This is a genomic window from Nocardioides endophyticus, assembly GCF_039543845.1.
Classification (GTDB): domain Bacteria; phylum Actinomycetota; class Actinomycetes; order Propionibacteriales; family Nocardioidaceae; genus Nocardioides; species Nocardioides endophyticus.
The window spans coordinates 88,575-112,524 of sequence record NZ_BAABKN010000027.1; the positions used below are offsets into that span (position 1 = coordinate 88,575).

The following is a 23,950-nucleotide window of genomic DNA, read 5'->3' on the forward strand; positions in this document are numbered from 1 at the left end:
AGCGCTGACGTCGGGGGCATGGACAGGTGTCCGGACTGCGGACATCGGCGAGACCCTGATCAGCAACTGCGGTTGCCGGCACCCGTGGCACATCGCCGGCACCTGAGGTCAGGCGCGCGCCGGCGCCCGCTCGGCGCGCTTGCCGACGAGCACCACGCCCAGTAGTCGTACGCCGACGGCGCGGATGCGGGACGCGTGATGGCGGAGCTCGTGCTGGGTGACGCCGTTCTGGGGGACGGCCAGGACGAGCGAGCCCCCGGCGGCCATGATGCGAGCGTCCTCGCAGGCACTGAGGGACGGGGCGAGGACGACGACGATGTCGAAGCGTCTTCCCGCCTCGATCATCGCCGCGGCGAACCGCGTCTCCAACAGGGTCTCGGCGGACGCGCCGCCCCACTCCCCAGCCGGCAGCACGGTGAGGTTGTCGACGGGGCCCGCGCTGAGGGCGTCGCCCAGGTCGGAGCCGGTGAGGACGTCGTACAGACCGAGCGTGTCCGGCGCGGCGATCGGCGCGCTCTCCTGGTCGCCGACGCGGCCGTCGACGAGCAGCACCCTGCGGTGCACGTTGGCGAGCGAGACCGCGAGGTTGGCGCCGAGCCACACGCTGACATCGCTGTCGGTGACGCCCGCGACCACGACCAGGCTGACCGGGTCGGCACTGGCCTCGGCCTCGAGGCTGATCCGCAGGTCGCGGAAGACGTCGGCGGCAGAGGTCCCCGGATAGAGGGCGGGCAGGGTGGTCGGGTCCTTCGGGGCCGCGAGGGCGGCGAGCACCGGTGCGCCGACGAGGTGCTCGACCTCGGTGGCGTCGCGCAAGCCGGCCGTACGGCGCTCGCGGAGCAGCGCCCCGCAGACGGAGAGGATCAGCGCCAGGGCCACGGCAACCCCCGCGGCGAGCAGGATGCTGGGACTGGAGAACGTCGTCGGTGGCTGCGCGGGGTTGCTCGTCGTGAAGACCAGGCCGCCGTTGCTGACGTCGTAGAGCGGCAGCACCTCGGCCACCGTGTTGGCGACCTCGGCGGCGACCAGGGGGTCGGCGTCGGAGACGGAGATCTGGACGAGGATCGTGCCCTGCACCCAGGAGCCGGTGATCTCGTCACGCAGCACCTCGACGCTGCGCGACTCGCTCAGTCGTGAGGAGACCTCGCCGAGCACGTCCAGGGAGTTGGCCAGCTCCCCGGTACTGCTCCGCAGAGCGTCGAGGTCCTCGAGCGGAGCCGTGGACCCCGGCGCTGCAGCCACCGACACGGTGGCACTGGTCTCGTAGGTCTTGGGCGCCAACCACAGGCCCACGCCCGCCGCGCCCAACGTCACGACGATGATCGCGACCACCAACATCTTGTGCCGCGACACTGCTTGTACGACGTGCTTCGCTTCCATGCTCCCCCGCTTGCTGTGCAGTCCGTCCGCGCGAGGTTGTCGCGCGAATCCTTGGCCTCCCGAGCCCGACTCGTCCGCGGGCGTCGACGATCAGTCGACCGGCCAGCGGACATAGGTCAAACGTGCCTCTCATGCATTGGTCACGATGGTCTAGCCCCCTTTCTCACGCCCTCGTAGACGGACTCGTAGTCGGATTGCATGCGCGCGGACGAGAACCGTTGCTCCACCAGCGCGCGGCCGGCCGACACCAGGGCATCGCGACGTGCCGGGTCGTCCAGCACCCGTCGTACGCCGGCGGCGAGAGCGTCCGGGCGCCGCGGCGCCACCAGCTCGACGGCGTCATCACCGAGCTGCGGGAGGCCACCGACCGCGCTCGCCACGACCGGCACGCCCGCAGCGAGTGCTTCGAGGACAGCCATCGGCAACCCTTCGCGGTCACTGGGCAGCACGACCAGGTCGGCCACACTGAGCAGCCGCCCGACGTCACGGCGTTCGCCGAGGAACCGCACCCGGTCCCCGAGCGGCGTCGCCCGTCGCTCCAGCGCGGCCCGGTCGGGGCCGTCGCCGGCCAGCAGCAGGGTCGCATCGGGCACCTCGCCCCAGGCCTCGAGCAGTAGGTCGATCCGCTTCGGGGTCGCCAGCCGTGCCACGCACAGCGCGACCCGGGACTCCCCGGCGAGTCCGAGCTCAGCTCGCACCTCCGCGCGTACGGCGGGGTCGGCGACCGGCGACGGGACGGCGTTCTCGATGACCCGCAGCCGGGCGGGGTCGAGACCGCCGGCCGTCAACCGGGCGGCGACGTCGTCCGAGACCGCGACGACGAGGTCGCTCACCGCGAGCAGCCGCGCGGCGCGGGTGTAGTCGCCGTCGGCCAGACCGTGCACGGTCGTGACCAGCGGCGGCCTCCACCGTCGGCCGGCACGGATGCCGAGGTGTGCGGCCAGGCTGGCGCGGACGTTGTGGGCGTGCACGACGTCGACCGGCCGGGCCGCTGTCGCCCGCCGGAGCCGGGCCACGGCGCGGGCGAACTGGGTCGGCCCGCTTGCACGCAGGGGTATGGCGAGGGTGGCGACGCCGATGCGGGCAAGTGCGTCGGCCCGCCAGCCACCGTTGCTGGCGACGCAGGCCTCGTGGCCGGTGGCGACCAGGTGGCCGGCGAGGTCGGCCACGACGCTCTCGGCGCCACCGGTGCCCATCTCCGCGATCACCGTCAGCGCGCGCATCAGGCACCGCCCCGGCTGGCGGCATAGCTGGCGAGCAGACCGTCGAGGCAGTGGTCGAGCGTGTAGCCGTCGAGGATCCGCTCGCGAGCCGCGGTCCCGAACAGCTCCCTGAGATACGGGTCAGCCGACAGCCGGCCCAACGCGCCGGTCATCGTCGCGACGTCACCGGCCGGGCAGAGCAGCCCGTCGACGCCGTCGCGGACCACTTCCGGCACCCCACCGACGGCCGTTGCGACGACCGGCAACCCGGTGGCCATCGCCTCGAGCAGTGACAGCGGGCAGTTCTCGGCGTCGGAGGTGAGCACGTAGAGGTCGGCCAGCGCCAGCAGCGCGGCCGGGTCGTCGACCCAGCCCGTCACCTCGACTCGCCCGGCCAGGTCCGACGCGGCGAGCCGACGCTCGACCTCGCCGCGCAACGGACCATCGCCGACGATGAGCAGCCGCAGACGCGGGACGTCCGCAACGGCGTCGAGCAGTAGGTCCACCCGCTTCACCGGGGCCAGCACGCCGACCCAGATGGCCACGGGGTCACCACTCGGCGCGCGGGATCCGTCGAAGCGGGCCGGGTCGACACCGTTGGGCACCACGTCGACGATCCCCGCCGGCAGGCGCACGTGCTCGACGGCGTACGTCGCGACCGCGATGCTCGGGACGACGACGCGGCCGCCGCCCCAACGGGTGATCGCACGTTCACCGGTCAGGTAGTACCAGCCGTCCCGCCGGCGCCGCACGTCCGCGCGGGCGTTGCCGGCGACCAGGTCGGAGAGGCCGTCCGCGACGCCGTGCAGCGTGTAGACGACGCCGGTGCGCCCCTCGCGAGCGCGCAGCGCCGGGGCCAGCGCGCGCCCGATCCAGCCGGCCCGCCGGTCCTGGAGATGTACGACGTCGGGGCGCAGCGCCCGCAGCTGACGCGCACTGGCGATGCCACCGCGGAGATCGCGCTTCGAGACGACGGGTACGTCGTGCCAGGTGACTCCCGCGGCCGCAGCGTCGTCGGCGCGGGCCGTGCGCGGGCCGACGATGTGGCTGTCGTGCCCCCGCGCGGCCAGGCCGACAGCGACGTCGACGGCGTGCTCGGCCGGCCCGCCCACGGTCTGGGTGGTGACCTGGACGATCCGCATCAGGAGACGTCCGTCCGAGGCCGGGAGGCGACGCCCACCGCGAGCGCGGACAGGAGCCACAGCGGCAGGTAGTACTGCTCCGTCACGAAGGTCGCCGCCGCAGCCGTCCCCACCAGCCCGACGCACACGGCCGCCGCCACGGGGTCGCGGCGGCGCACCGACCATGCCTGCCCGAAGGCGACCGCGAGCATCGCCATGAAGGCGGCGAGACCGAGCACGCCGAGCTCGCTCGACAGCTCGAGCCAGGTGTTGTGCGCGACGTCGAGCGGATGGTTGACGTCGTCGGGCAGCGAGGTGAGGAAGGCTCCGTGGTGCAGCGCGAAGGCGCCAGGCCCCATGCCCAGCACCGGGTGCTCGACGGTCATCGCGGCGGCCGCGGTCCAGAGGTCCAACCGCTCCGAGACGTTCTGCTGCGCGACGAAGTCCTTCTGCTGCAGGCTCACCGCCACCAGGGCGGGGAACGTCAGCGCCACCAGGCCCGTCACCACGGCCACGACCCCGGTGAGGGCTGCCGCACTCCGCAGCCGGACCATCCCGGTGGCCACCGCGACCACCACGATCGCCGCCAGACCCACCAGCGCGCCCCGCGACAGCGTGCCGAAGACGGCGACGAGCACCACCACCGTCGCGGCGTCCCATGGCCAGCGCCGGCCCGTCGTCCGTCGGACGGCGACACCGAGCGCGACAGCGGGCAGCAGGAAGAAGGCGAAGTCGTTGGGGTCCCCGATCGGACCGCCGACCCTGCGGTCCGCGCCGACCGCGAAGGTCACCAGTCCGCAGAACGCTGCGACCGCACAAGCCGCGACGTAGACCTGGGCGACCCGCTCGGGCCGCAGGCCGCCGCGCATCACGTCGGCGAGCACGAACAGCACGCCGAGGAAGCCCGCGTAGCGCAACAGCACGTCGAGCCCTGCCTGGCCGTTGTTGTGCAGAGCGGTCGCCAGGAGCAGCACGACCGCGAACCCGAGGGCGGCCACGAGCACCTGGCTGCGCGGTCCGTCGTACAGACGTCCGCGGCAGCGTCGCACCACCCAGGCCAGCACCAGGAGGACCGCGAGTCCCTTGACGGCGCTGGGTTCGGCGCGAGCCGTGTAGTCCTCGAAGACCGAGACCACCACGAGCACCAGCGCGATCCAGTTCAGCCTGAGGACAACGGCCGCGCAGACCGCTAGCGCGAGCAGGCCGAGCAGCGCCGGCAACGGCGCGAAGCCGGCGAGGACGCCGAGGGTCGCGGCGACGAGGAGGGGTGCGACGACGGTCCATCGCCCGGTCTGCCGATGCGGCGGCGAGAGCACGGTGGTCGTCACCATGTCGGCCCCCTGCGTCGGCGCCACGTGTCCAGTGGCCGCAGCATCGTGTAGGCGCCGTCGAGCAGGAGGCGCAGGTCCTCGGTGTCGGTGGGGACGAAGGCGCGACGCAGCGAGAGGTGCGGCGTGCGCGTGGTGTTGAGTCCCCGGTCGACGGTGATCGCGACCCGGTAGCCGGCCTCGGCAGCGACGGTGCGCACGGCGGGCGTCCAGCCGCCGGTCGGATAGGCGAGCGAGCGCACCGCCCGCCCGAGCAGGTCCTCGAGCGTCACCCGCGAGTCCACGAGCTCGTGCTTGACCGCGTCGCGGTCGAGGCAGGGCAGCCACGGGTGCGACACCGTGTGGGAGCCGATGTCGAACCCGTCGTCCGCCACCGCCCGGAGCTCGTCAGAACGCACCAGCCGGTGCCGGTCGTGGCGCGGCTCGTGCTCGTCCCAGGCGAACCGGAGGTCGCCGGTCAGGTAGCCGGAGACCACGAACATGGTCGCCGGCAGGCCGCGGTCGCGCAGGATGGGCCAGGCGGTCTCGACGACGCTGGCATAGCCGTCGTCGAACGTCAGCGCCACCGCGCGGTCCGGCAAGGTCCCCGCCCCCAGCGCGGCCACGGCGTCGTCCAGCGGCAGCACCGTCGCGCCCCAGTCGTCCAGCGCGTCCAGGTGGCGCCGGAAGTCGTCGACGCCCGTCGACAGTCCGTCGGTCTGCGGCCCGTCGACCCGGTGCCAGCCGATGATCGTGAGCCCCGGGGTCGCTGACAGCCGGCGTACGCCGGTCGCGATCGGCCGGGCAGCGGTGCCCAGCAGCCGTACTCCGCCCCTCACGACCCTCCGCCCCTCACGACCCTGTCTCTCATGACGTCCGCCTCAGCAGCGCGCCGGCTTCGCGGAGGTGCTCGCGGTCGAGCACCCAGACCGTCGCGGCGTACGCCACCACTCCCGCCGCTCCAACGACGAGCAGTCCCGTGAGTGACGGGTCGGTGAGGTCGAGCATCCGGCGCAGCACCAGCACGACCACCGCCATCACGGCCACCCCGGCCAGAGCCGGGCGAAGCGAGCGCACCAGGCGGCGCAACGAGAAGCCGGTGACGTAGAGGCGAGCGAGCGCGAGTGCGACCAGGGCGATGCAGGTGGCGACGGCGACCTGCCCGATCGCGACTGCCGTCACGCCGTGCCGCGCGACGAGCAGCAGGACGCCGAGCAGGAGCACGAGATGGCACAGCCGCAGTCCCATCGAGGCCGCGGGCCGACCCGCGGCGTTCAGCGAGGTCTGCACGAGCTGGCCGACGCTGAGCAGCGCGGCGTACAAGGCGAGCCAGGCGACGACGGGGACTCCCGGCTCCCACTTGTCGCCGAGCAGCACGAGGTCGTCGGCGAAGAGCGCGATGCCCAGGCAGATCGGCGCTACCAGGGTCAGGGATGCGGTCATCACCGTGACCGCCGCGCGGCCGAGGTCGGCGCCGCGCTGGCGGCAGAGGTACGGGAAGGCGGCGCCGGACATGACCACGACGACCATCAGGTAGGGCATGAACGCGAGCCGGAACGCTAACGAATACTGGCCAAGAGCCTCACCGCCGAGCACGCGGGAGACGATCAGGTAGTCGATGTTGAGCTGCACCAGCTCGAGCAGATTGGCGCCGGCGTACGGGCCGCCGTACGACAGTAGGCCGCGCGCATCCTCGAGGTTCCAGCCGGGAAGCACCGGCGGGTGCACGACCCACGCGAGCACCATGGTCAGGCTGGCCTGGACGATCTGGCCGACCACGAGGGCCATGACGCCATGCCCCTGTGTCACCAGCACGATCGCCACGACGGCGCCGGCGACGGATGAGACCGTGTCGGGGATGATCCGCCGGACGAACTCGAGCCGGCGGCGCAGCAGCTCGTTGGTGACCGCGGCGACGGCCAGGAACGGCAGCGTCACGGTGAGCCCGCGGATCACGGCCGTGCCGCCGTCGGCGGCGTGGAACGCCGACGCCAGCCAGGGCGCGACGACCCACAGCATGGCTGAGATGCCCGCACCCATCGCGACGCCGACGGTCACCGCCGTCCGGGCTGCCCGTCGGACGTCGCCGCGCCAGTAGACGAGTGCGCTGGCGGTGCCGAGGCTCGTCACCACGGCGGAGATGTTGGCGACCAGCGTTCCGAGCGCGATGACGCCGAGAGCCTCGGGGGCGAGCATCGCCGCGAGTGCCAGGAGCACGACGGTCTGCGACGTCTTGACGACGATCCCGTTGGTGGCGAGCCAGAGCGCACCACGTGCGGTGCGGGCTGCTTCGACGCTCGGTGGTGGCGCGGCGGCCTCCACCGTCGATGTCGGACGGTCGTCGAGCGCCTGCCCGACGGCCGCGAGGTGCCGGTCGAGCCGGTCCTGGCCGAGGTCGTGCAAGGAACGGTTGCGCAGGTAGAGCACGACCGCCGCGATCGCCAGCGCCCGGCGCTCGGGGCGCGCCCAGGCGGCCCAGGCGCGGCCACCGACCGCAACCTGCTCGAGTGGCAGCGGGTCGTCCACCAGCCGGAGGAGCGACTCACTCACGAGGTCGTCGGAGTCCGCGGTCTCCTCCAGGGCGTGGACGAGCAGGGCATCGAGGCCGAGGGGTGCGTCGGGACTGGCGTTGTCCCAGTCGATGACCGTGGTGACGTCGCCGTCGAGGAGCACGTTGCCGGGCCAGAGGTCACCGTGGCACCACCCGGTGGGGAGCTCGCTGTCGAGGACAGACATCGCGGCCGACCAGCGCTCTCGCGCTTCGAGAGGTACGACGTGGGCGCGGTCGCACCAGCGCGCCGACCAACCGGCGTCCGTCCGACCGGTCACCCGGCCGGCGAGGACCGCGCCGAGCTCACCGGCCACCGCCCACTGCCGTGTCGCACTCGGCCACGGCCAGGTCAGGCGCCGACGCCGTGGCGTCCACTCGGTCGCGACCCAGGGTCGTCCGGCAGTGCGTCCCTCGGCGACGACGACGGGCAGGAAGGGCCGCGCGTCGGGCACGTCTCGGAGCACCCGCGACGCAACGTCGACCTCGCGGTCCGGATCGGTCAGCGACAGGCGAATCGCCAGATCTCCCTCGGTGGTCCGCACGCGCAGCACCGAGTGTCCGGCGGTCATCACCCCGACCAGCTCGCCGTCGAGACCGGTCGCCCGAGACAGGTCGTGCAGTACGTCGTCGGCCAGCGTGAGCCGGTCGCCGCTCACGGACAGCCGGGGCACCGCCGCGCCCCGGCCGACCGACAACCCCAGCCATCGGCGCACCCACGGCACCGGCCCGGCCGGCATGTGGACCGGCCACGACCGGCGCCAGACGAGCTCGGGGCTCTCGGCGCTGGGATAGAGCAGGAGCGAACCGTCGTCGCCGATCACGGCGACGACGCCGTACGCCGTGGCCAGCGCCGACATCGCGGCTGCGTCGTACCTCCGGCCGTCGACGACGACGAGGTCCGCCGTACCCGGTGCCACGGGTGGGTGGACGCCATCCCACCGGACCACCCGCGACGGTTCCGGCCAGCCGCTGGCGCGGCTGCCGTCGGTCAGCACGAGCGCGCCCGGGAACGCCGCCTGCAGATGCGGGGTCAGCTCGTCCGAGAGCGCCAGCACCACAGGCCCGTCGACCTCGGCGGGCAGCAGTACGGCGAAGGCGGCCAGACGGTCGCCGACGGTCCAGTGCGGGGCAGCGACGAGCTCGGGTCCGGCGGCGGCGTTCATGGGCGGGATCAGCCCGCCTCGGCCGGACCGGCGCAGTTCAGCGCGGTGCCATCCGGATCATCGGCGACGGGATGGATGACGACGCGGTCGACCGTCGTACCGGCCGGGACCGGGTGCAGCAGCTGCATCCGGATCTCGTGGGTGCCCTGCGAGAAGCAGTACCAGCGGCCCGCGACAACAGCGAGGAACGTGCCGTCGGGTCCGTCCAGGAACGCCTGCACGCTGGCCTGCGCGACCATCGGCTCGTCGGTGTGGACCTTCGCGACGACGACCGCACCTCGGCCGTTGCCGTCAAGCTGGACCGGCCGCACCTCCAGGGTGCTCGGCTGCGACTCGTCGGCCGACGCCCAGGCGACATCGCGGTAGGCGACGTCCACGCGGCTGATCTCCTCCGCAGCGTCGCCCACATCGACGTACAGCCCGAACTCCTGGCCGGGCGGCAGGTCGACGACCGAGCAGCACACGCCGTCCTGCGCCTCGAGGGACGACACGATCAGCACGTCGTTGCGGTCGCGCGCCGTGATCACGCCCGCCGCGCTGCGGAGGGTGCGGTCGGTGGTGTTGCGGACGACCACCGAGAGCATGCCGTCGACGACGCCCCACTCCTGGGTCACCAGGATCGGGCGTGCCGGTGCCGCATCGGCGACGGGCTCGTCGCCTCCGCTGCCGGTCAGCTTCGTCGAGGCCCGGTCGCAGCCGGACCCGAGCAGCCCGACGACGGTCAGCAGCAGCGCGGCGATCACGCCGGCGCGCATGGTCCGCACCGGATCAGGCCTGGGAGCTGCGGAACAGCCACCCGAGCGGACGCGCCTCCGGCTCGTCCTGCCTGGCCGCCGGCGCGCCCTCGGAGATCATCTCCTGATGACCGGGCTCGAGCTCGGGGGCACCGGGCAGCTCGCGGACGTCCGGCTCCTCGGCAGTCGCCGACGTCTCCTGGGACGGTCCGTTGCGCAGCTCGTCGAGGGAGCGCAACACCCCTACGACGGTCGCCACCGCGTCCTCGAGGCTCGGGGCGAGGTCACGCAGTCCGTCCTCGGCGTTGTCGAGCAGTCCAGCCGAGCGGGCGCGGAAGTCCTCGATCTCGGCGCGGCCGGCCGTCTGCACCTCCTCGCGGATGCGAGCGCGCTCCTCCTCGGTGTGCCGCTGCAGGTCCTCGGCCTCGAAGTAGGCCCGGGCCAGGATCCCGTCGGCACGCTCCTGTGCCTCGGTCGTCAGCTTGTCCGCGGCCTCGCGGGCCTCGGCGAGGAGCTGCTCCGCGACGCTCTCGGCCTCGGCGACGATGACGTCGGCGTCGGCCGCCGCTGCCCCCCGCAGCTGGCTGGCCTCGGCGAGCAGGTCATCGGCGACGCGCTGGGCTCCGAGCCTTTCTCGCATCGCCTGCGCACGTTCGGAAGCACTCGCTGGTGGCGCGCTGTCTGAGTCCTTGGGCATGCCTGACGTTCCCCCTGTGATGATCACGGATCCGTCCGACCTGCCTGCGTGGCCCCGAGAAGAGGACGAACGCGCTTCTAACGGACAACAGGTGCCCGCTACCGAACGGGTTCAAACGCCGTGGTGGACCGACCCGGTCTAGGGTCTGCGTGTGCCCGGGTCCTTGAGCGTCGCCATCCGGCCCCGGCTGGAGCACCATCGGGAGACCTGGGACGCGCTCGGCGCGCTGGCACCGCTCCCGTCACCCTTCCAACGATCGTGGTGGATCGAGGGCGTGGCGCCACACGACACGACGTACGCCCTGGTGCTGGACGGAGATCGGCTGCTGGGCGGTCTCGCGCTGGGCGTACGACGGGTCACCGGCGTACGCCGCTATGCAGCGCCCGGACCTGCGGTCCTCTGCCCCGACCACCTCGACCTGCTGGCGGCGCCCGGAGCCGAGGACGTCGTAGCCGGAGTCATCGGCGAGTGGCTCGCCCGGCCCGGCCAGCGGGTCCTCGACCTCCGTGGCGTGGCCGACAGCTCCCTGCTCGCGCGCGCACTCGGAGCGACGCCCGCGCGCCTGGACGTCGCTCCGTACGAAGCTCTGCCGGTCACCCCCGAGACCTACCTGGCGCGGCGCTCGTCCAACTTCCGTCGGAGCGTACGACGGGCCGCGAAAAGCCTTGCCAGCAAGGGGATTGAGCACCGACAGGTGTCCCCCGCCGACCTGCCTGATGCGTTCGCGGCCTTCCGTGAGCTGCACGAGGGGCGCGAGGGCCGGGGACCCCTCGTAGCCCAGATGCCAGCTCTCATCAGGGCTCTGGCCGCCGGCGTCGCTGTCGGCGAGGCCCGGATCGACGTCCTCGCTGCCGGGTCCGATGTCGTCGCCGTGTCGCTCGCCTTCGTCGTCGCGGGCCGGCTCAGCCTCTACCAGGTCGCCCGGTCGCTCGACGGTGCGCACGACGGCGCCGGCAACGTGCTGCTGGTCGCAGTCATCGAGGACGCCGTCACGGACGGCTGCCACGAGGTGGACCTGCTCCGCGGTGGGGAGGGCTACAAGTCGTCGTTCGCCGACCGGACCAGGGTTGTCGGACGCCTGCGTACGGCGCACGGTGGCGCAGCCCGCGCCCAGGTCGCTGCCGAGGACGCGGCAAGACGAGTCAGTGCGAGGCTGAGGTCCCGGGCCCCCTGATCCGGCGCTTCACGGCGCCGTACGCCCGCATGAACGCGACCTTCGAGCGATCGCGCACGGGCGCGTCGCCGTACACCTTCGGGGCGATGCCCAGCCGGCTGACCTTCTCGTTGAACGCCTGGACCATCGACTCGTCCGCGTTGTCCCGGTTGAAGAACGTGACCGTCAACGACAGCGACGTCGAGTCGCCGTTGGCGAGCCAGTGCGGCGTGTACGGCGGGATGTAGGCGCCCTGACCTGGACTGAGCTCGACCTCGAGGGTCTGCTCGGGCAGCGTGTCGAGCCGGCCGAAGGAGCCGTTCCAGTAGCGGTGGACCTCGCGCTCGCGGTCCTCCTTGCTCGAGAACCCGCCGAAGCCCAGCCGACGGTGGCCCTCCAACTGCAGCAGGAAGCTGTGCTCGATGTCGAAGTGCGCCGACGTCACCGACCCGGGCGAGCTCGCGAACACGAAGCCCATCCGGCGCTTCATGGTCCGGGGGTCGAGGCCCGCGTTCGCGGCCATTCCCTCCAGCACCTGGTCCACCAGGTCCCGGTAGTGCTCGGACTGCTCGATGTTGAGCAACGTGAACCACGAGTCGTTGGCAGCCAGTGCCCGGATCTGGTCGGAGACCGCGACGACCTCGAGGACGTTGGCGGCGCCGGCGTCGGCTGACACGAGAGGCTTCGCGGCCTTCTCTGCCGAGATCGACTCGGCGCCGAGCTCGTCACCGAGACGGGCGATCGCGTCGAGCGAGAAGCGCGGGTCGCCGGCCAGGCCGTGCGAGAACGGCGTCGGCTTCCGCTGCGCGAGTGCGAACTGGAACGACCGGTCGACCGCCGGCCACGGCGTGCTGTTCATGGGTCCCCCGACATCGATGGCGCGTGCCGAGCCACGCCGTACTCACCTGACAGTTCCGTCGAGAGGTTTCGTTGAAACCTTCGCGCTCGAGATGCGCTAGTCCTGGACCGCCTTGGCGATCGCGATGCACTGCGTCAGGTAGTCGGGATCGGGCTCCTCCTGGAGACTCCACAGCGCGTTGACCATCATCCGCACCACGACCCAGTCGCGGGCGCGGTGCTCGTCCAGCTCCGCCACGTCGACCAGGGTGTGGAACCGGAGCCGGATCCCGTCTCGGAGACTTCGGGGGGCATCGACGAGCTCGTCCCAGCGGTTCCACAGCATCGGTGCGACCTCGTAGTGCGGGTCGCCGTTGAGCGGCTTCGGGTCGATCGCGAGCCACGGCTCGCGGTCCCCGGCGAGCACGTTGGCGTAGTGCAGGTCGGCGTGGATCATCCGGCCGGTGCTGGCCTCGTCACGGCTCAGGTCGCGACTCAACGCAGCCGCCTGCTCGACCAGTCGACGCGGCAGTGGCGCGTCTCGCGGGAGGTCGATGAGCTCGGCGGCCCACTGCCCGGCGTACGACGTCAACGTGCGGAGCTGCGGCACTGCCGGGACGTGCAGACGTGCGTAGAGCGCCCCGACGACCTCACACGCCTCGACGTCCCACATGTCGCCGAGATCCTCGCGGTGCAGCCGTTCGAGCAGCAGCGCGCGGCGGCGCGGGTCGGCCCGCAGCAGCTGCACGGCGCCCCGGCCGTGCCAGTGCTGGAGCGCGAGGTGCTCGTGCTCGGCCTCCTCGTGCGGCCAGCCGACCTTGAGCGCTGCCGGCCGGCCCGAGGAGGTGCGGACGGGGAGCACCAGGGCGGCGTACCCGTGGGTGGGCTCGCCGTCGGCGGTGAGCTCCCACTCCCCCAGCAGGTCGGCGACCATCGCGGGCAGTCGGTCGAGGAACGCCTGCCACTCGGGTCCGCGGGCGCCGTACGCCAGGAACGTGTCCGGCAGCCGCACTACTTCTTGGTCTTCTCCGACGGCTGCGTGGTCGACAGCGCGGCGATGAAGGCCTCGGGCGGGACCTCCACGGTGCCGATGTTCTTCATCCGCTTCTTGCCCGCCTTCTGCTTCTCCAGCAGCTTGCGCTTGCGGGTGATGTCACCGCCGTAGCACTTGGCGAGCACGTCCTTGCGGATCGCGCGGATGTTCTCGCGGGCGATCACCCGGGCGCCGATGGCGGCCTGGATCGGCACCTCGAACTGCTGCCGCGGGATCAGGTCCTTGAGCTTGCCGGCCATCATCACGCCGTAGGAGTACGCCGCGTCCTTGTGCACGATCGCGGAGAACGCGTCGACCGGCTCGCCCTGGAGCAGGATGTCGACCTTGACCAAGTCGGCGGCCTGCTCGCCCGAGCGCTCGTAGTCGAGCGAGGCGTAGCCCTTGGTGCGCGACTTCAGCTGGTCGAAGAAGTCGAAGACGATCTCGCCCATCGGCAGCGTGTAGCGCATCTCGACGCGGTCCTCGGACAGGTAGTCCATGCCTTGCAGGTTGCCGCGCTTGGTCTGGCAGAGCTCCATGATCGTGCCGATGAAGTCGCTCGGCGACAGGATCGTCGCCTTGACGACCGGCTCGCGGACCTCGGCGATCTTGCCCTCGGGGTACTCGCTCGGGTTGGTCACGACGAGCTTCGAGCCGTCGTCCATCAGCACGTTGTAGACCACGTTGGGCGCGGTCGAGATCAGGTCGAGGTTGAACTCCCGCTCGAGGCGGTCACGGGTGATCTCCATGTGCAGCAGGCCGAGGAAGCCGATCCGGAAGCCGAAGCCCAGCGCGCCGGAGGTCTCCGGCTCGAAGGTGAGCGCGGCGTCGTTGAGCTGCAGCCGCTCCAGGGCGTCGCGCAGCGTGGGATAGTCGTCGCCGTCGATCGGGTAGAGCCCGGAGTAGACCATCGGGTTGGGGTGCTTGTAGCCACCCAGGGCGTCGGTGGCCCCGTTGTGCTGGCTGGTGACGGTGTCGCCGACCCGCGACTGGCGGACGTCCTTCACGCCGGTGATCAGGTAGCCGACCTCGCCCACGCCGAGGTCGCCAGCCTTGACCGGCTCGGGGCTGATCACGCCGACCTCGAGCATCTCGTGCACGGCGCCGGTCGACATCATCTTGATCCGGTCGCGGTGGCTGAGCTTGCCGTCGATGACCCGGACGTAGGTGACCACGCCGCGGTAGGTGTCGTACACCGAGTCGAAGATCAACGCACGCGGCGACGCGTCGGCGTCACCGACGGGGGCCGGGGTCTGCTTGACGATCTCGTTGAGCAGTCCCTCCACGCCGACGCCGGTCTTGGCGCTGACCCGCAGGACGTCCTCGGGCTCGCAGCCGACCAGGCCGGCGAGCTCCGCGGCGTACTTGTCCGGGTTGGCGCCCGGCAGGTCGATCTTGTTGAGCACCGGGATGATGTGGAGGTCGGCGCCCATCGCCAAGTAGAGGTTCGCCAGCGTCTGCGCCTCGATGCCCTGGGCCGCGTCGACGAGCAGTACGGCGGACTCGCACGCCTCGAGCGAGCGGGAGACCTCGTAGGTGAAGTCGACGTGTCCCGGGGTGTCGATCATGTTGAGCACATAGGTGCCCGGCTCGGCGCTCTCGGCGTTGTCGGCCGGAACGGTCCAGGGCATCCGGACGGCCTGGCTCTTGATCGTGATGCCGCGCTCGCGCTCGATGTCCATGCGGTCGAGGTACTGGGCCCGGGCGGCCCGGGCGTCGACGACGCCCGTGAGCTGGAGCATCCGGTCGGCGAGCGTCGACTTGCCGTGGTCGATGTGCGCGATGATGCAGAAGTTGCGGATGATCGCGGGGTCGGTCTGCCCCGGTGGGGGCGCAGCAGCGTTGGGCACAGACGTCTCTCGGGTCACGTACGGGGGGCGTGCCTATTCTCCCACACCAGCAGGGCGCGAGCCGCGTCCGCGCAGCCGCCGCCACCGTCCCGAGACGACCAGGAGCAGCAACGGGAAGTAGCTGGTGGCCGGGATGGCGATCGAGATGCCCAGGGCTGCGAGCAGGAGCACGACGTTCGCGCCCACCAGGCTAGGGCCTGTCTCCCTGAGGCGGATCGCCCTCCGGGACCCGGTCGATGGCGTTCCCGAGGGCGCCGAGCAGCCCCAGCCAGCCCACGAACTCCTGGACCGAGCCCGGCTCTCGGACCCGGCCGCGCAGCGCCCCGGGGTCGGGGTCGACCTCGATGCTGATCCTCAACGGTGCGTCGCCCATGGGTCGATTGTGGAGCGACCCCCACGAGGGGCGCATGGGGGGCGACCCCCATCAGTCGCGCCCTGGGGGCAGGGCTACCCGGCGCCGTCGAGCGCGACCGGGAGGTCGGCCCGCGAGGTGATCCCGAGCTTGAGATAGACCCGTCCCAGGTGGTTCTCGACGGTCTTGGCGGTGACGTAGAGCGTCTCGGCGATCTGCTTGTTGGTCCCGCCCGACGCGGCCATCCGGGCGACCCGGAGCTCGCTCGGCGTGAGGGCATCGACCCCGGCGACCGCGAACTGGCGACCCCCGACCCCGGCGACGACGAGCTCTTCCCGTATCCGGCTCACCAACGCGCCCGCGCCGCAGTGCTCGGCGGTCTCGCCGGCTGACCTCAGGACGTCGACGGCCTCGGTACGCCGGCCGGCGCGGCGCAGCGCGGCACCGAGCTCAGCCAGCGAGTACGCGTGCTCGAGACGGGCGGGCGACCCGGCATGTGCCTCGACCGCCTCGCGCAGCAGCGCCAGACCCGGCTCGCCACCGGCCAGCAGCCCTCTGGTCCGCGCCGACACGCCGAGCACCCGCGGCGTACCCCAGCCGCGGGCGAGCTCGTCGTACTCGCCTGCGAGGCGCGCGGCGTCGTCGAGGAGACCGAGGCGGGCGTGGAGCAGCGCCGAGTCCGCGCGCCACGGGACGACCGGGGTGAGCAGCTCCACGCGCTCGCTCCGCCGGCCGAACTCCGCGAGGTCCGCGCGGGCCTCCTCAAGCCGACCCTGGGCCAGCCTCAGGCGTCCGCGGGCCCAGAACGCGTAGTGCATGTGCGTCACCTCGGGCAGCCGCGGCCCGCATCCGGCCGCGACCAGCAGCGCGTCGGCGTCATCCAGCGCACCGCGCTCGACGAGTGCCAGGCAGGTGAACGCGCTGATCGCGGGGACCACGAACGACGGCACGCCGGGGACGCCCAGCGCCTGGTAGCCGTCCGCCTCCGCCTCCGCCAGGTCTCCGCGCAGGAAGTGGGTGATCGACCGGGTGCCGAGCGCACCGGCGATGCCGAAGGCGGACCCGCGGTCCTGGCTGGCCGTGAGCGCCGCACCCAGGAACGACAGGGCGAGGTCGTGGCGGTCGGTCGTGGCCAGGGCGTAGGCGAGCTGGTGCAGCGTGGTGCTCTCCGGCCCGAGGTCATGGACCAGGCGGCCGTCCGCGAGCGCCGCGATCGCCAGGTCCTCGGTCGCCCGGGCAGAAGTGCCGGCGAAGCACCGCCGGTTCGCGTGGTGGCAGAGCGCGAGCCGGTCGGCCGGCGACTGTGCGGTCGCGGGCGGCTCGGCCATCAGGTCGATGCTGGAGGCGAAGGTCTCGGGATGGGTGATCCCCTGGCCGCAGCGCTCGTGCATCAGCGGTGCCAGCAGCTCCGGTGCGCTCCCGGCGAGGTCGATCAGCGCCTCGTCCAGGATCGCGACGGCTCCGGGAATGCTCGTGTCCATCGCGCTGGTCCGGGACAGCAGCAGCCACGCGTCCCGCCGCGCCACCGGCTCTCGCACCAGCCGCAGGGCGTGGCGTAGGTGCTGCTCGACCTCACTCACGGGCGCGCCGGCGAGGAAGCCGGCGGTCCCCAGCGCGAGAGCGGTGGCCCCACGCTCCTCGGGCGGTGGTGGCTCGGCCAGCGCTCGCGCCAGGTAGCGGGCAGCGATGTCGGGCGCGCCCCGCTCGAGTGCCCGGAGGGCGGCACGGCGCAACGTCGCCGCCGACGTCTCGCTCCCGGTCGCCACCGTGGGCAGCAGGTGCGCAGCGATCCGCTCGTCCCCCGCTCCGGCCGCGCCGAGGAGCTCGGCCGCCCGGGCGTGCCAGCGCCCACGCTCGGCCGGCCCGAGCTCGCCGTACACGGCCTCGCGGACGATCGGATGGGCGAACCCGAGCGGCACCGCGCTCGTCATCAGCCCCTCGACCACCAGGCGATCCGCCGCCACGGCCGCCGTCGGGGCGTCGAGGTCGGCGAGTGCGGCGGCCTGGTCCAACGAGACCCCGTCCCCGAGGACCGCGACCGCGGTGGCGAGGCCCGTGGCACCGACCGGCATCCGGGCCAGACGCAGCAGCGTCGCCCGGGCGACCGTGGGAGCACGCACCTCCTTCAGGTGGAGCACGCCGCGGACGGTCGGTGGAACCCCGTCGGCCACGAGGGCAACGACGAGCTGGCTCAGCAGGAACGGGTTGCCGTTGACCACGTCGTGGCACGACGCGGCGAACTCCGGGGCCACGTCGTCGCCCATCCGTGCCTCGAGCAGCGCGCCCACGCCGGCAACGCTCAGCGCCGAGGGACGGAGCTCCTCGACGCCGGGCTCCTCGAGCAGCTGGTCGACCAGGAGCGACTCCTCGGCCCGCTCGTCCGGCCTGGTCGCGACGACCATCGCGACCGGCAGGTCCGCCAGGCGGCGAGCGAGGTAGACGAGGAAACGGAGCGACGGCGCGTCGAACCAGTGCACGTCGTCGAGCACGAGCAGCAGGGGCTGCCGCTCCGCCAGGTTCGCCACGGTCCAGTAGAGACCGTGCTCGACCGCGAGCCCGCGGTCGAGTTCGCCCGCGCCACCGTCGCCCGCCGCGACCGCCAGCGCGGGAGCCGCCAGGGCGGCCGCGCCGCCGAGCACCTCGGCACGCTCGGCGGGTCCGAGCGCCGCCAGCGGAGCGTCGAGCAGGAGGCGGAGCGCGCCGTACGCGAGGTCGCGCTCCAGCACCCCGCCGCGAGCGCTGAGGACCCGGACAGCGCGGTCAGCGGCGATGGCGGCTGTGGCCGTCAGCAGACGGCTCTTCCCGATCCCTGCCTGCCCCCGGACGACCACGACCGACCCACGGCTGAGGAGCGCCCGCTCGACCGCGCCGCGCAGCGTCAGCAGCTCCGCCTCGCGTTCGACGAGAGGATCTCCCGTCTCGTGCTCCTGTCCCTCGGACACGCGCCGACCGTATCCGATCCGGAGGACCTGGGAGGGCCGCCCGGACACCCCCAGATCACGGCGCCCGGCGGTTGTGGGGTCTCTCCCCTCATGTGCCGAGGCCCGGACGGTCGCAGGGTGGTGCCGTCCCGACGGCCGACCGCCGTACCCACTCGGAAGGAACCCCCGTCCCATGAAGCACCGCTCGACCTACGCGACCGTCATCGGCGCCAGCCTCCTGCTCGCCAGCATCGCCGGCGTGGCCACTGCCACCGCCCCTGAGCGTGACGCACGGGGCAAGGCACCCCACATCAAGAAGAACTCCGTCGCCAGCGTCCACATCAAGAACGGCACCATCCGAGCGAAGGACCTCAGCCCGAAGGTCCGGGCCGCGATCGCCGCGACCCCCACCCCCACTCCCGCACCGGTTCCGGAGCCGGCGCCCGCCCCGTACACACCGCCCAAGGTCCACGCCGCGGCGCCCGAGAACTCGGTCAACGTGCCCTCCAACTCGGACACGGAGGTGGTCAGCAAGGTCCTGCCCGCGGGCACGTACGCCGTCCAGGCGAACCTCACGCTCTACACGATCCAGTCCGGGATCGGCAGCTGCACGCTCCTGGTCGACAGCGACTCCTACAACCTGGCCCAGCACAACTTCGCCGCCGGCGGCGGGCGGACCTCGATCGCCCTGTCGTCGGTCGTCTCCGTCGCCTCGGCGAAGCCCGTCTCGATCGAGTGCTGGACGCCGGCCACCGGAAACGCCTCGGAGATCCGGCTGACGGCGATCCAGGTCACGCAGTAGCCCGGCTACGGCACGGGGGTGGGCTCGGCTCCCACCCTCGTGCCCGAGGATGGTGCCGTGACCGAGGCACTTCCCACGACCATCCCGCATGGCCGGACAGCGCGCCGCCTCGAGTGGCCGCACCTGCCGCCGCAGATCCGCGACCTCATCTCGCGCAGGTGCGGGTCGCCCGTGGTGGACGCGGCCTCCCAGGGCGCGGGCTTCACCCCGGGTTTCGCGTCGGTGCTGACCTGCGAGGACGGCTCCCGCCACTTCGTGAAGGCCGCGTCGGTCCGCGCGCAGCGGATATTCGCCGAGGCCTACCGTGAGGAGGCCCGCAAGCTGGCGGCTCTCCCAGACACCGCGCCCGCGCCGAAGCTGCTCTGGCACATCGCCGACGAGGACTGGGTGGTGCTCGGGATCGAGTACGTCGAGGCCCGGGCGCCGCGCCGGCCGTGGCGGGCGGCCGACCTGGAGGCGTGCGTTGCGATGACCGAACAGCTGTCCGCGGCCCTGACACCCGCGCCCGAGGGGCTCGCCGCCGACACCTTCACCGCCGAGTTCGCCGCCTGGCCGGCGTACTGGGAGAGGCTCCGGTCGGACCTCCCCGACCTGCCCGGGATCGCCGAGCACCTCGACGACGCCGCGGCCCTGGCCGCGAGGTTCGCTGACGTCGCCGACGGGGACACCCTCGTGCACACCGACATCCGCGACGACAACCTGATGCTGACCGTCGACGGCCGGGTCCTACTGTGCGACTGGAACTGGCCGGTCGTCGGCGCAGCCTGGCTGGACACCGTCTTCCTGATGATCGGCCCCCGCGGGGACGGGCTGGACGTCGAGGCGGCGCTGGCGTCCTCGCCCGTGACTCGCGACGTGCCCGCCGAGTCGATCGACATCGTGATCGCGCTGGTCACGGCGTACTTCCTGATCTCGGCCGCCCAGCCGGTGCCCCCGACCTCGCCGTACATGCGCGAGGCGCAGCGTTGGCAGGGTGAGGTCTGCTGGCGCTGGCTGGCCGAGAGGCGCGGGTGGTCGTGACGCCTTGGTTCGGCGGTTTTGGCGCATCACAGCGCCGCTGCTAGCCTTGTCCGTCGCGCCACGAGTGGGTTCACCGTGCGCGCGACCCGACGTTGAAACGACCGAACACTCCTCGAAGCGAAGGCATCTCAGTGGCGAACATCAAGTCCCAGATCAAGCGCAACAAGCAGGCCGAGAAGGCGCACGAGCGCAACAAGGCCGTCAAGACCGGCCTGAAGTCCGCCGTCCGCAAGTTCCGCGAGGCCGCCGAGGCCGGTGACAAGGACGTTGCTGTGAAGGCCGGCCAGGACGCCGCCCGCAAGCTCGACAAGGCCGCCTCCAAGGGCGTCATCCACAAGAACCAGGCCGCGAACCGCAAGTCCGCGATCGCCAAGAAGGCCGCTTCGCTCTGATTCACCCGGGTGCCCGGTCGGGCATCCCAGTCGGTCGTTTTGCTGACCCGCCCAAGTCTCTTGGGCGGGTCAGCTGCATTTCAGCGGGAGTCGCGCAGCCCGGTGATGGTGAGCACCAGCCGCTCGAGCGTGTACGACGCGTCGCTGGCTGCGCCCTTGATATCGGCGTCGGCGCGGGCGATCGCCTGGATCGCCCGGGCGATCCCACCGTCGGACCAGCCGCGGGACTGGTCGCGGATCGTGCGCAGCTTCCACGGCGGGACGCCGACCTCGCGGGCCAGGTCGGCCTCGCGCACGCCGCGTGGCGCGGACCGGTAGCGGGCCACGCCACGGGCGCCTCCCGCGAACGCGGAGGTGACCAGCACCGCCGCCGTACCGCCGTCGAGCGCCCAGCGCAGCTCCTCCAGTGCCTCGGTGCGGCGCCCCCAGAAGGCGGCGTCGGCCACGGCGAAGGACTTCGCCTCGGCCCGGCCTCCGAAGTACTGCTTCACCTTGTCGGATGTGATGGGCCCGCCGGCAAAATCGCTGGCGAGCTGGTCGGCCGCCGCAGCGAGCGAGCGCAGGTCCTGCCCCACGGCCTGGACCAGGAAGTCGGCCGCGTCCGGGTCGATCGTAGCGCCGTGGCCGCGGATCTCGGCGGACACGAAGTTGGGGTACTCCGACGCGCGCAGCTCCCCCGACTTCGACTCGGTGACGGTCGCCAGCTTGCGCAGCTTCGTGAGCGTCCCACTGCCCTTCTGACCGCCACCGTGCACGAGCACCAGCGCGACCTCGTCGGCCGGCGCCGCGGCGTACGCGAGCAGGCCCTCGACGGACTCCTCGGGGAGGTTCTCGAGACCGCGCACGACCACGCAGCGGATGCTCGAGAAGAGCGACGGCGCGGCCAGCTCCCCGAGGGTGGCGAGCGACAGGTCCGAGCCGACCGTCTCGGAGAACTCCGACTCCGAGTCGTAGTGGCGGACGCTGTCGCGCACCGCGACGACCGTGCGTTCGTTGAGGAACTCCTCCTTGCCGGTCACGAGCGTGACCCGACCGAGGACGTCTGCCGCGCGCGGCTGCGAAGGACCTGCCATGGTGCGGCAAGCCTGCCACAGCGCGCCGACGCCCGGCGACCGGGCTCAGCGGGTCTTCGTCGCCAGGTCGCCGTCCTCGGCGACCACCGCGAGGTCACCGTCCTGATCGGTGCGCAGCACCCGGGTGCCGGCCTCCTCGAGCGGCTCCAACGCCGCGTCGGCCGGGTGGCCGTAGTCGTTGTCCGCGCCCACGCTGACCAGGGCCACCCGGGCACCGAGCGACAGCAGCCACGGCTCATCCTGGTAGCGGCTGCCGTGGTGCGGCACCTTGAGGACGTCGACCTGGAGACCCGGCAGCGACCGGGCCAGGGCCGCCTGTCCCTCGGGCTCGATGTCGCCGGTCAGCAGGATCCGGGCCCCACCCACCTCGGCGAGCAGCACGACGCTGGCCTCGTTGGCCGTGCTGCCATCACCGGGACCGGTCGTCGGCGAACCCGGTGGCGGCCAGAGCGCCTGGAGCGTGACCGCACCCACCTGCCGGGTCTCGCCGTACGGCGTCAGGCTCGGCACCAGGCCCACGGAGGCCGCCACCGACTCGACCTCACGGACACCGCCCGGCGGGTCGAGCAGACCGGTCGTCTCCACCGCGCCGACCTTCCGCCCGTCGAACACCCCCGACAACCCGTCCACGTGGTCGGCGTGGAAGTGGGTCAGCACCACCAGCGGCACCTCGTCGACACCGAGCCGATCGAGGCAGCGGTCCGCGGCCGCCGGGTCGGGTCCGCTGTCGACCACGACGGCGGAGCCCGCACCGGCGTTGAGCACCAGCGCGTCGCCCTGCCCCACGTCGCACGCCACCAGCACCCAACCCGCCGGCGGCCAGCCCGGGCTCGGCGGCCGGACGACCACCACTGCCGTGAGCAGCAGGCAGCAGCCGACGCCCGTCACCGGGTGCCGGAGCAACAACGGGCCGGCCAGCGCGATCGCGACCACCAGGAGGCTGAGCACCCCGAGCGCCAGCGCACCGCTCCCCCAGTCCAGCGCCGCCGTCGGCAGCGCCGCGCCGCGGGTCGCGACCTCGACGATCCAGGCCACGCACCACCCGGCCAGGGTGCCGAGCACGCGACCCGCGGCCGGCAGCACCAGCCCGACCAGTCCGGCGCCGAGCCCGAGCACTGTGGCCGGTCCGACAACCGGCGCCACGACCAGGTTGGCCGCGACCGCGATCAGGCTCACCTGGCCGGACAGCCCGGCGACGACCGGGGTGCAGGCCAGCTGGGCCGCCGACGGGATCGCGATCGCCTCGGCCACCCACCGGGGCAGCCACCGGGCCATCGCGTCGCGCCATCCGGGCGCCAGCAGCACGATGCCAGCAGTCGCCAGGACCGACAGCGCGAAGCCGGGCTGCACGGCCAGGGGCGGCTGCACGAGCAGCAGCACCACGACCGCGACGCCGAGAGCTCGTGGGCCGCGCCGCCGCCCGTCGGCTCCCATCGCGAACAGCGCGACCGTGCCCATCACCGCGGCCCGGAGCACACTCGGCTCGGTGCGCGCGAGGAGCACGAAGCCGAGGATCCCCAGCGCGCCCACGACCAGCAGTGCCCGACCGCGCAGGCCGGCCCAGCGGGTCAGCACCAGCAGGAACCCCACCACCAGCGTCAGGTTGGTCCCCGACACGGCGAGCAGGTGGGTGAGCCCGGTCGTCCGGAAGTCGTCGGCGAGCGCCTCGTCCAGCCCGGCATCGTCGCCATCGACGAGCGCCGGCACCAGTGCCCGCTGATCGGCGGGCCGGTGGGCGACTGCGTCCCGGATCGATGCTCGGACGGCTGCGGCACCGCGCCACCACACGTCGGGCGCGGAGACGACCGCGGGCGGCCCGCGAGCGGAGAGCACACCGGCGAGGTCGTCGTCGTCCGCAGGGCCGAGCCGGCCGGAGGTCCGCACCCTGGCCCCCAGGGGTACGTCGAGCCAGTCCGCATCGCCGATCACGAGCACCGGCGTCGCGGTGGCGTACGACGAACCGCGACCGGTCACCTCCCGCAGCTCGAGCCGGGTGACGACCAGGTCGCCGTAGCGGGCGGAGACCTTCCGCGGATCGGAGCGGACGGTGCCGACGACGCTGACGGCGGCCCGCTCGTCGGCCAGTGCTCCCACCGGCCCGTGCCCGATCTGGTCGAGGCGGAGGACGGTGACCGTGCCGGTCGCGGCGAGGACCAGCAGCGCACCCGACGCCGTGCGAGCGACGGCGGCCCCAGACCACCGGCGCAGCGCCCACACCCCGACGGCCAACGCCGCGACGACCAGGACGACCCACCACCCCAGCCAGCGACCGGCGCCGGCACCTGCCCACCCCGCACCGGCGAGGGCGAGCATCCGGAGGTCGGGTCGGTCACGCCGGGTATCGGTGCCATCGACGTCCACC

The 23,950-nt window shown here is 72.7% G+C and carries 20 protein-coding genes; 4 read left to right on the plus strand and 16 right to left on the minus strand.

The window, feature by feature from the left end; translation table 11 throughout:
- Nucleotides 1-108: 108 nt before the first annotated feature.
- The 8 genes from ABEA33_RS20990 to ABEA33_RS21025 all read right to left on the minus strand — a co-directional run bounded on the left by ABEA33_RS20990 (nt 109) and on the right by ABEA33_RS21025 (nt 10,098).
- Nucleotides 109-1,380: a Wzz/FepE/Etk N-terminal domain-containing protein gene (locus tag ABEA33_RS20990; protein WP_345528955.1), complete on the minus strand. Its 1,272-nt coding sequence runs from the start codon at nt 1,378-1,380 to the stop codon at nt 109-111.
- 140 nt (nt 1,381-1,520) lie between these two features.
- Nucleotides 1,521-2,603, minus strand: a complete 1,083-nt coding sequence (locus ABEA33_RS20995; protein WP_345528957.1) for a glycosyltransferase family 4 protein — start codon at nt 2,601-2,603, stop codon at nt 1,521-1,523.
- Nucleotides 2,603-3,724, minus strand: a complete 1,122-nt coding sequence (locus ABEA33_RS21000) for a glycosyltransferase family 4 protein (protein WP_345528959.1) — start codon at nt 3,722-3,724, stop codon at nt 2,603-2,605. The genes ABEA33_RS20995 and ABEA33_RS21000 overlap by 1 nt, the downstream gene beginning before the upstream one ends.
- On the minus strand, nt 3,724-5,034 hold the full coding sequence (locus ABEA33_RS21005) for an O-antigen ligase family protein (protein ID WP_345528961.1): 1,311 nt from the start codon (nt 5,032-5,034) through the stop codon (nt 3,724-3,726). Before ABEA33_RS21005 ends, ABEA33_RS21000 begins: the two co-directional genes overlap by 1 nt.
- Entirely contained in the window at nt 5,028-5,849 is an 822-nt protein-coding gene (locus ABEA33_RS21010) for a polysaccharide deacetylase family protein (RefSeq protein ID WP_345528963.1), read from the minus strand. The genes ABEA33_RS21005 and ABEA33_RS21010 overlap by 7 nt, the downstream gene beginning before the upstream one ends.
- Before the next feature lie 28 nt (nt 5,850-5,877).
- The gene (locus ABEA33_RS21015; protein WP_345528964.1) at nt 5,878-8,724 is read right to left on the minus strand and encodes an oligosaccharide flippase family protein; all 2,847 of its coding nucleotides are present in this window, start codon (nt 8,722-8,724) and stop codon (nt 5,878-5,880) included.
- 8 nt (nt 8,725-8,732) lie between these two features.
- Entirely contained in the window at nt 8,733-9,488 is a 756-nt protein-coding gene (locus ABEA33_RS21020; protein ID WP_345528965.1) for a hypothetical protein, read from the minus strand.
- A gap of 4 nt (nt 9,489-9,492) precedes the next feature.
- The gene (locus ABEA33_RS21025; protein WP_345528966.1) at nt 9,493-10,098 is read right to left on the minus strand and encodes a hypothetical protein; all 606 of its coding nucleotides are present in this window, start codon (nt 10,096-10,098) and stop codon (nt 9,493-9,495) included.
- 208 nt (nt 10,099-10,306) lie between these two features.
- On the opposite strand from ABEA33_RS21025, the gene ABEA33_RS21030 reads away from it, so the two are divergent.
- Nucleotides 10,307-11,329 (plus strand): GNAT family N-acetyltransferase, encoded by a 1,023-nt coding sequence (locus tag ABEA33_RS21030; RefSeq protein WP_345528967.1) that lies wholly within the window; start codon nt 10,307-10,309, stop codon nt 11,327-11,329.
- Here ABEA33_RS21030 and ABEA33_RS21035 read toward each other — a convergent pair.
- From ABEA33_RS21035 to ABEA33_RS21060, 6 genes are all read right to left on the minus strand, one after another.
- Nucleotides 11,298-12,167 (minus strand): JmjC domain-containing protein, encoded by an 870-nt coding sequence (locus ABEA33_RS21035; RefSeq protein ID WP_345528968.1) that lies wholly within the window; start codon nt 12,165-12,167, stop codon nt 11,298-11,300. The genes ABEA33_RS21030 and ABEA33_RS21035 overlap by 32 nt on opposite strands.
- A gap of 96 nt (nt 12,168-12,263) precedes the next feature.
- Nucleotides 12,264-13,157: an aminoglycoside phosphotransferase family protein gene (locus ABEA33_RS21040; protein WP_345528971.1), complete on the minus strand. Its 894-nt coding sequence runs from the start codon at nt 13,155-13,157 to the stop codon at nt 12,264-12,266.
- The gene (gene lepA, locus ABEA33_RS21045) at nt 13,157-15,028 is read right to left on the minus strand and encodes a translation elongation factor 4 (RefSeq protein ID WP_345528973.1); all 1,872 of its coding nucleotides are present in this window, start codon (nt 15,026-15,028) and stop codon (nt 13,157-13,159) included. The genes ABEA33_RS21040 and lepA overlap by 1 nt, the downstream gene beginning before the upstream one ends.
- 33 nt (nt 15,029-15,061) lie before the next feature.
- Nucleotides 15,062-15,214, minus strand: coding sequence for a hypothetical protein (locus tag ABEA33_RS21050; RefSeq protein WP_345528975.1), 153 nt, complete (start codon nt 15,212-15,214; stop codon nt 15,062-15,064).
- A 4-nt stretch (nt 15,215-15,218) separates the two neighbouring features.
- Nucleotides 15,219-15,401: a hypothetical protein gene (locus ABEA33_RS21055; protein WP_345528977.1), complete on the minus strand. Its 183-nt coding sequence runs from the start codon at nt 15,399-15,401 to the stop codon at nt 15,219-15,221.
- Between the two features lie 74 nt (nt 15,402-15,475).
- A complete protein-coding gene (locus ABEA33_RS21060; RefSeq protein ID WP_345528978.1) occupies nt 15,476-18,322 on the minus strand; it encodes a helix-turn-helix transcriptional regulator in 2,847 nt (948 codons plus the stop codon).
- 172 nt (nt 18,323-18,494) lie between these two features.
- On the opposite strand from ABEA33_RS21060, the gene ABEA33_RS21065 reads away from it, so the two are divergent.
- From ABEA33_RS21065 to rpsT, 3 genes are all read left to right on the plus strand, one after another.
- Nucleotides 18,495-19,103, plus strand: coding sequence for a hypothetical protein (locus ABEA33_RS21065; protein WP_345528979.1), 609 nt, complete (start codon nt 18,495-18,497; stop codon nt 19,101-19,103).
- Nucleotides 19,104-19,160: 57 nt separating this feature from the next.
- Nucleotides 19,161-20,123 (plus strand): phosphotransferase family protein, encoded by a 963-nt coding sequence (locus ABEA33_RS21070; RefSeq protein ID WP_345528980.1) that lies wholly within the window; start codon nt 19,161-19,163, stop codon nt 20,121-20,123.
- Nucleotides 20,124-20,254: 131 nt separating this feature from the next.
- Nucleotides 20,255-20,515 carry a 30S ribosomal protein S20 gene (gene rpsT / locus ABEA33_RS21075; protein WP_345519307.1) on the plus strand — a complete coding sequence of 87 codons (261 nt, stop codon included), beginning with the start codon at nt 20,255-20,257 and terminating at the stop codon, nt 20,513-20,515.
- 80 nt (nt 20,516-20,595) lie between these two features.
- Here rpsT and holA read toward each other — a convergent pair whose 3' ends face one another.
- Both holA and ABEA33_RS21085 read right to left on the minus strand, forming a co-directional pair.
- Nucleotides 20,596-21,588: a DNA polymerase III subunit delta gene (holA, locus tag ABEA33_RS21080; RefSeq protein WP_345528981.1), complete on the minus strand. Its 993-nt coding sequence runs from the start codon at nt 21,586-21,588 to the stop codon at nt 20,596-20,598.
- Nucleotides 21,589-21,633: 45 nt separating this feature from the next.
- Nucleotides 21,634-23,949, minus strand: a complete 2,316-nt coding sequence (locus ABEA33_RS21085) for a ComEC/Rec2 family competence protein (RefSeq protein ID WP_345528982.1) — start codon at nt 23,947-23,949, stop codon at nt 21,634-21,636.
- Nucleotide 23,950 lies beyond the last annotated feature (1 nt).

What these genes read in the sequence shown, in the direction of transcription:
- ABEA33_RS21055 (WP_345528977.1), bottom strand. Translation starts at nt 15,401, where the DNA reads ATGGGCGACGCACCGTTGAGGATCAGCATCGAGGTCGACCCCGACCCC.
- holA (WP_345528981.1), bottom strand. Translation starts at nt 21,588, where the DNA reads ATGGCAGGTCCTTCGCAGCCGCGCGCGGCAGACGTCCTCGGTCGGGTC.
- ABEA33_RS21065 (WP_345528979.1), top strand. Translation starts at nt 18,495, where the DNA reads ATGAAGCACCGCTCGACCTACGCGACCGTCATCGGCGCCAGCCTCCTG.
- ABEA33_RS21015 (WP_345528964.1), bottom strand. Translation starts at nt 8,724, where the DNA reads ATGAACGCCGCCGCCGGACCCGAGCTCGTCGCTGCCCCGCACTGGACC.
- ABEA33_RS21005 (WP_345528961.1), bottom strand. Translation starts at nt 5,034, where the DNA reads ATGGTGACGACCACCGTGCTCTCGCCGCCGCATCGGCAGACCGGGCGA.
- ABEA33_RS21000 (WP_345528959.1), bottom strand. Translation starts at nt 3,724, where the DNA reads ATGCGGATCGTCCAGGTCACCACCCAGACCGTGGGCGGGCCGGCCGAG.
- ABEA33_RS21035 (WP_345528968.1), bottom strand. Translation starts at nt 12,167, where the DNA reads ATGAACAGCACGCCGTGGCCGGCGGTCGACCGGTCGTTCCAGTTCGCA.
- ABEA33_RS20995 (WP_345528957.1), bottom strand. Translation starts at nt 2,603, where the DNA reads ATGCGCGCGCTGACGGTGATCGCGGAGATGGGCACCGGTGGCGCCGAG.
- ABEA33_RS21025 (WP_345528966.1), bottom strand. Translation starts at nt 10,098, where the DNA reads ATGCGAGAAAGGCTCGGAGCCCAGCGCGTCGCCGATGACCTGCTCGCC.
- ABEA33_RS20990 (WP_345528955.1), bottom strand. Translation starts at nt 1,380, where the DNA reads ATGGAAGCGAAGCACGTCGTACAAGCAGTGTCGCGGCACAAGATGTTG.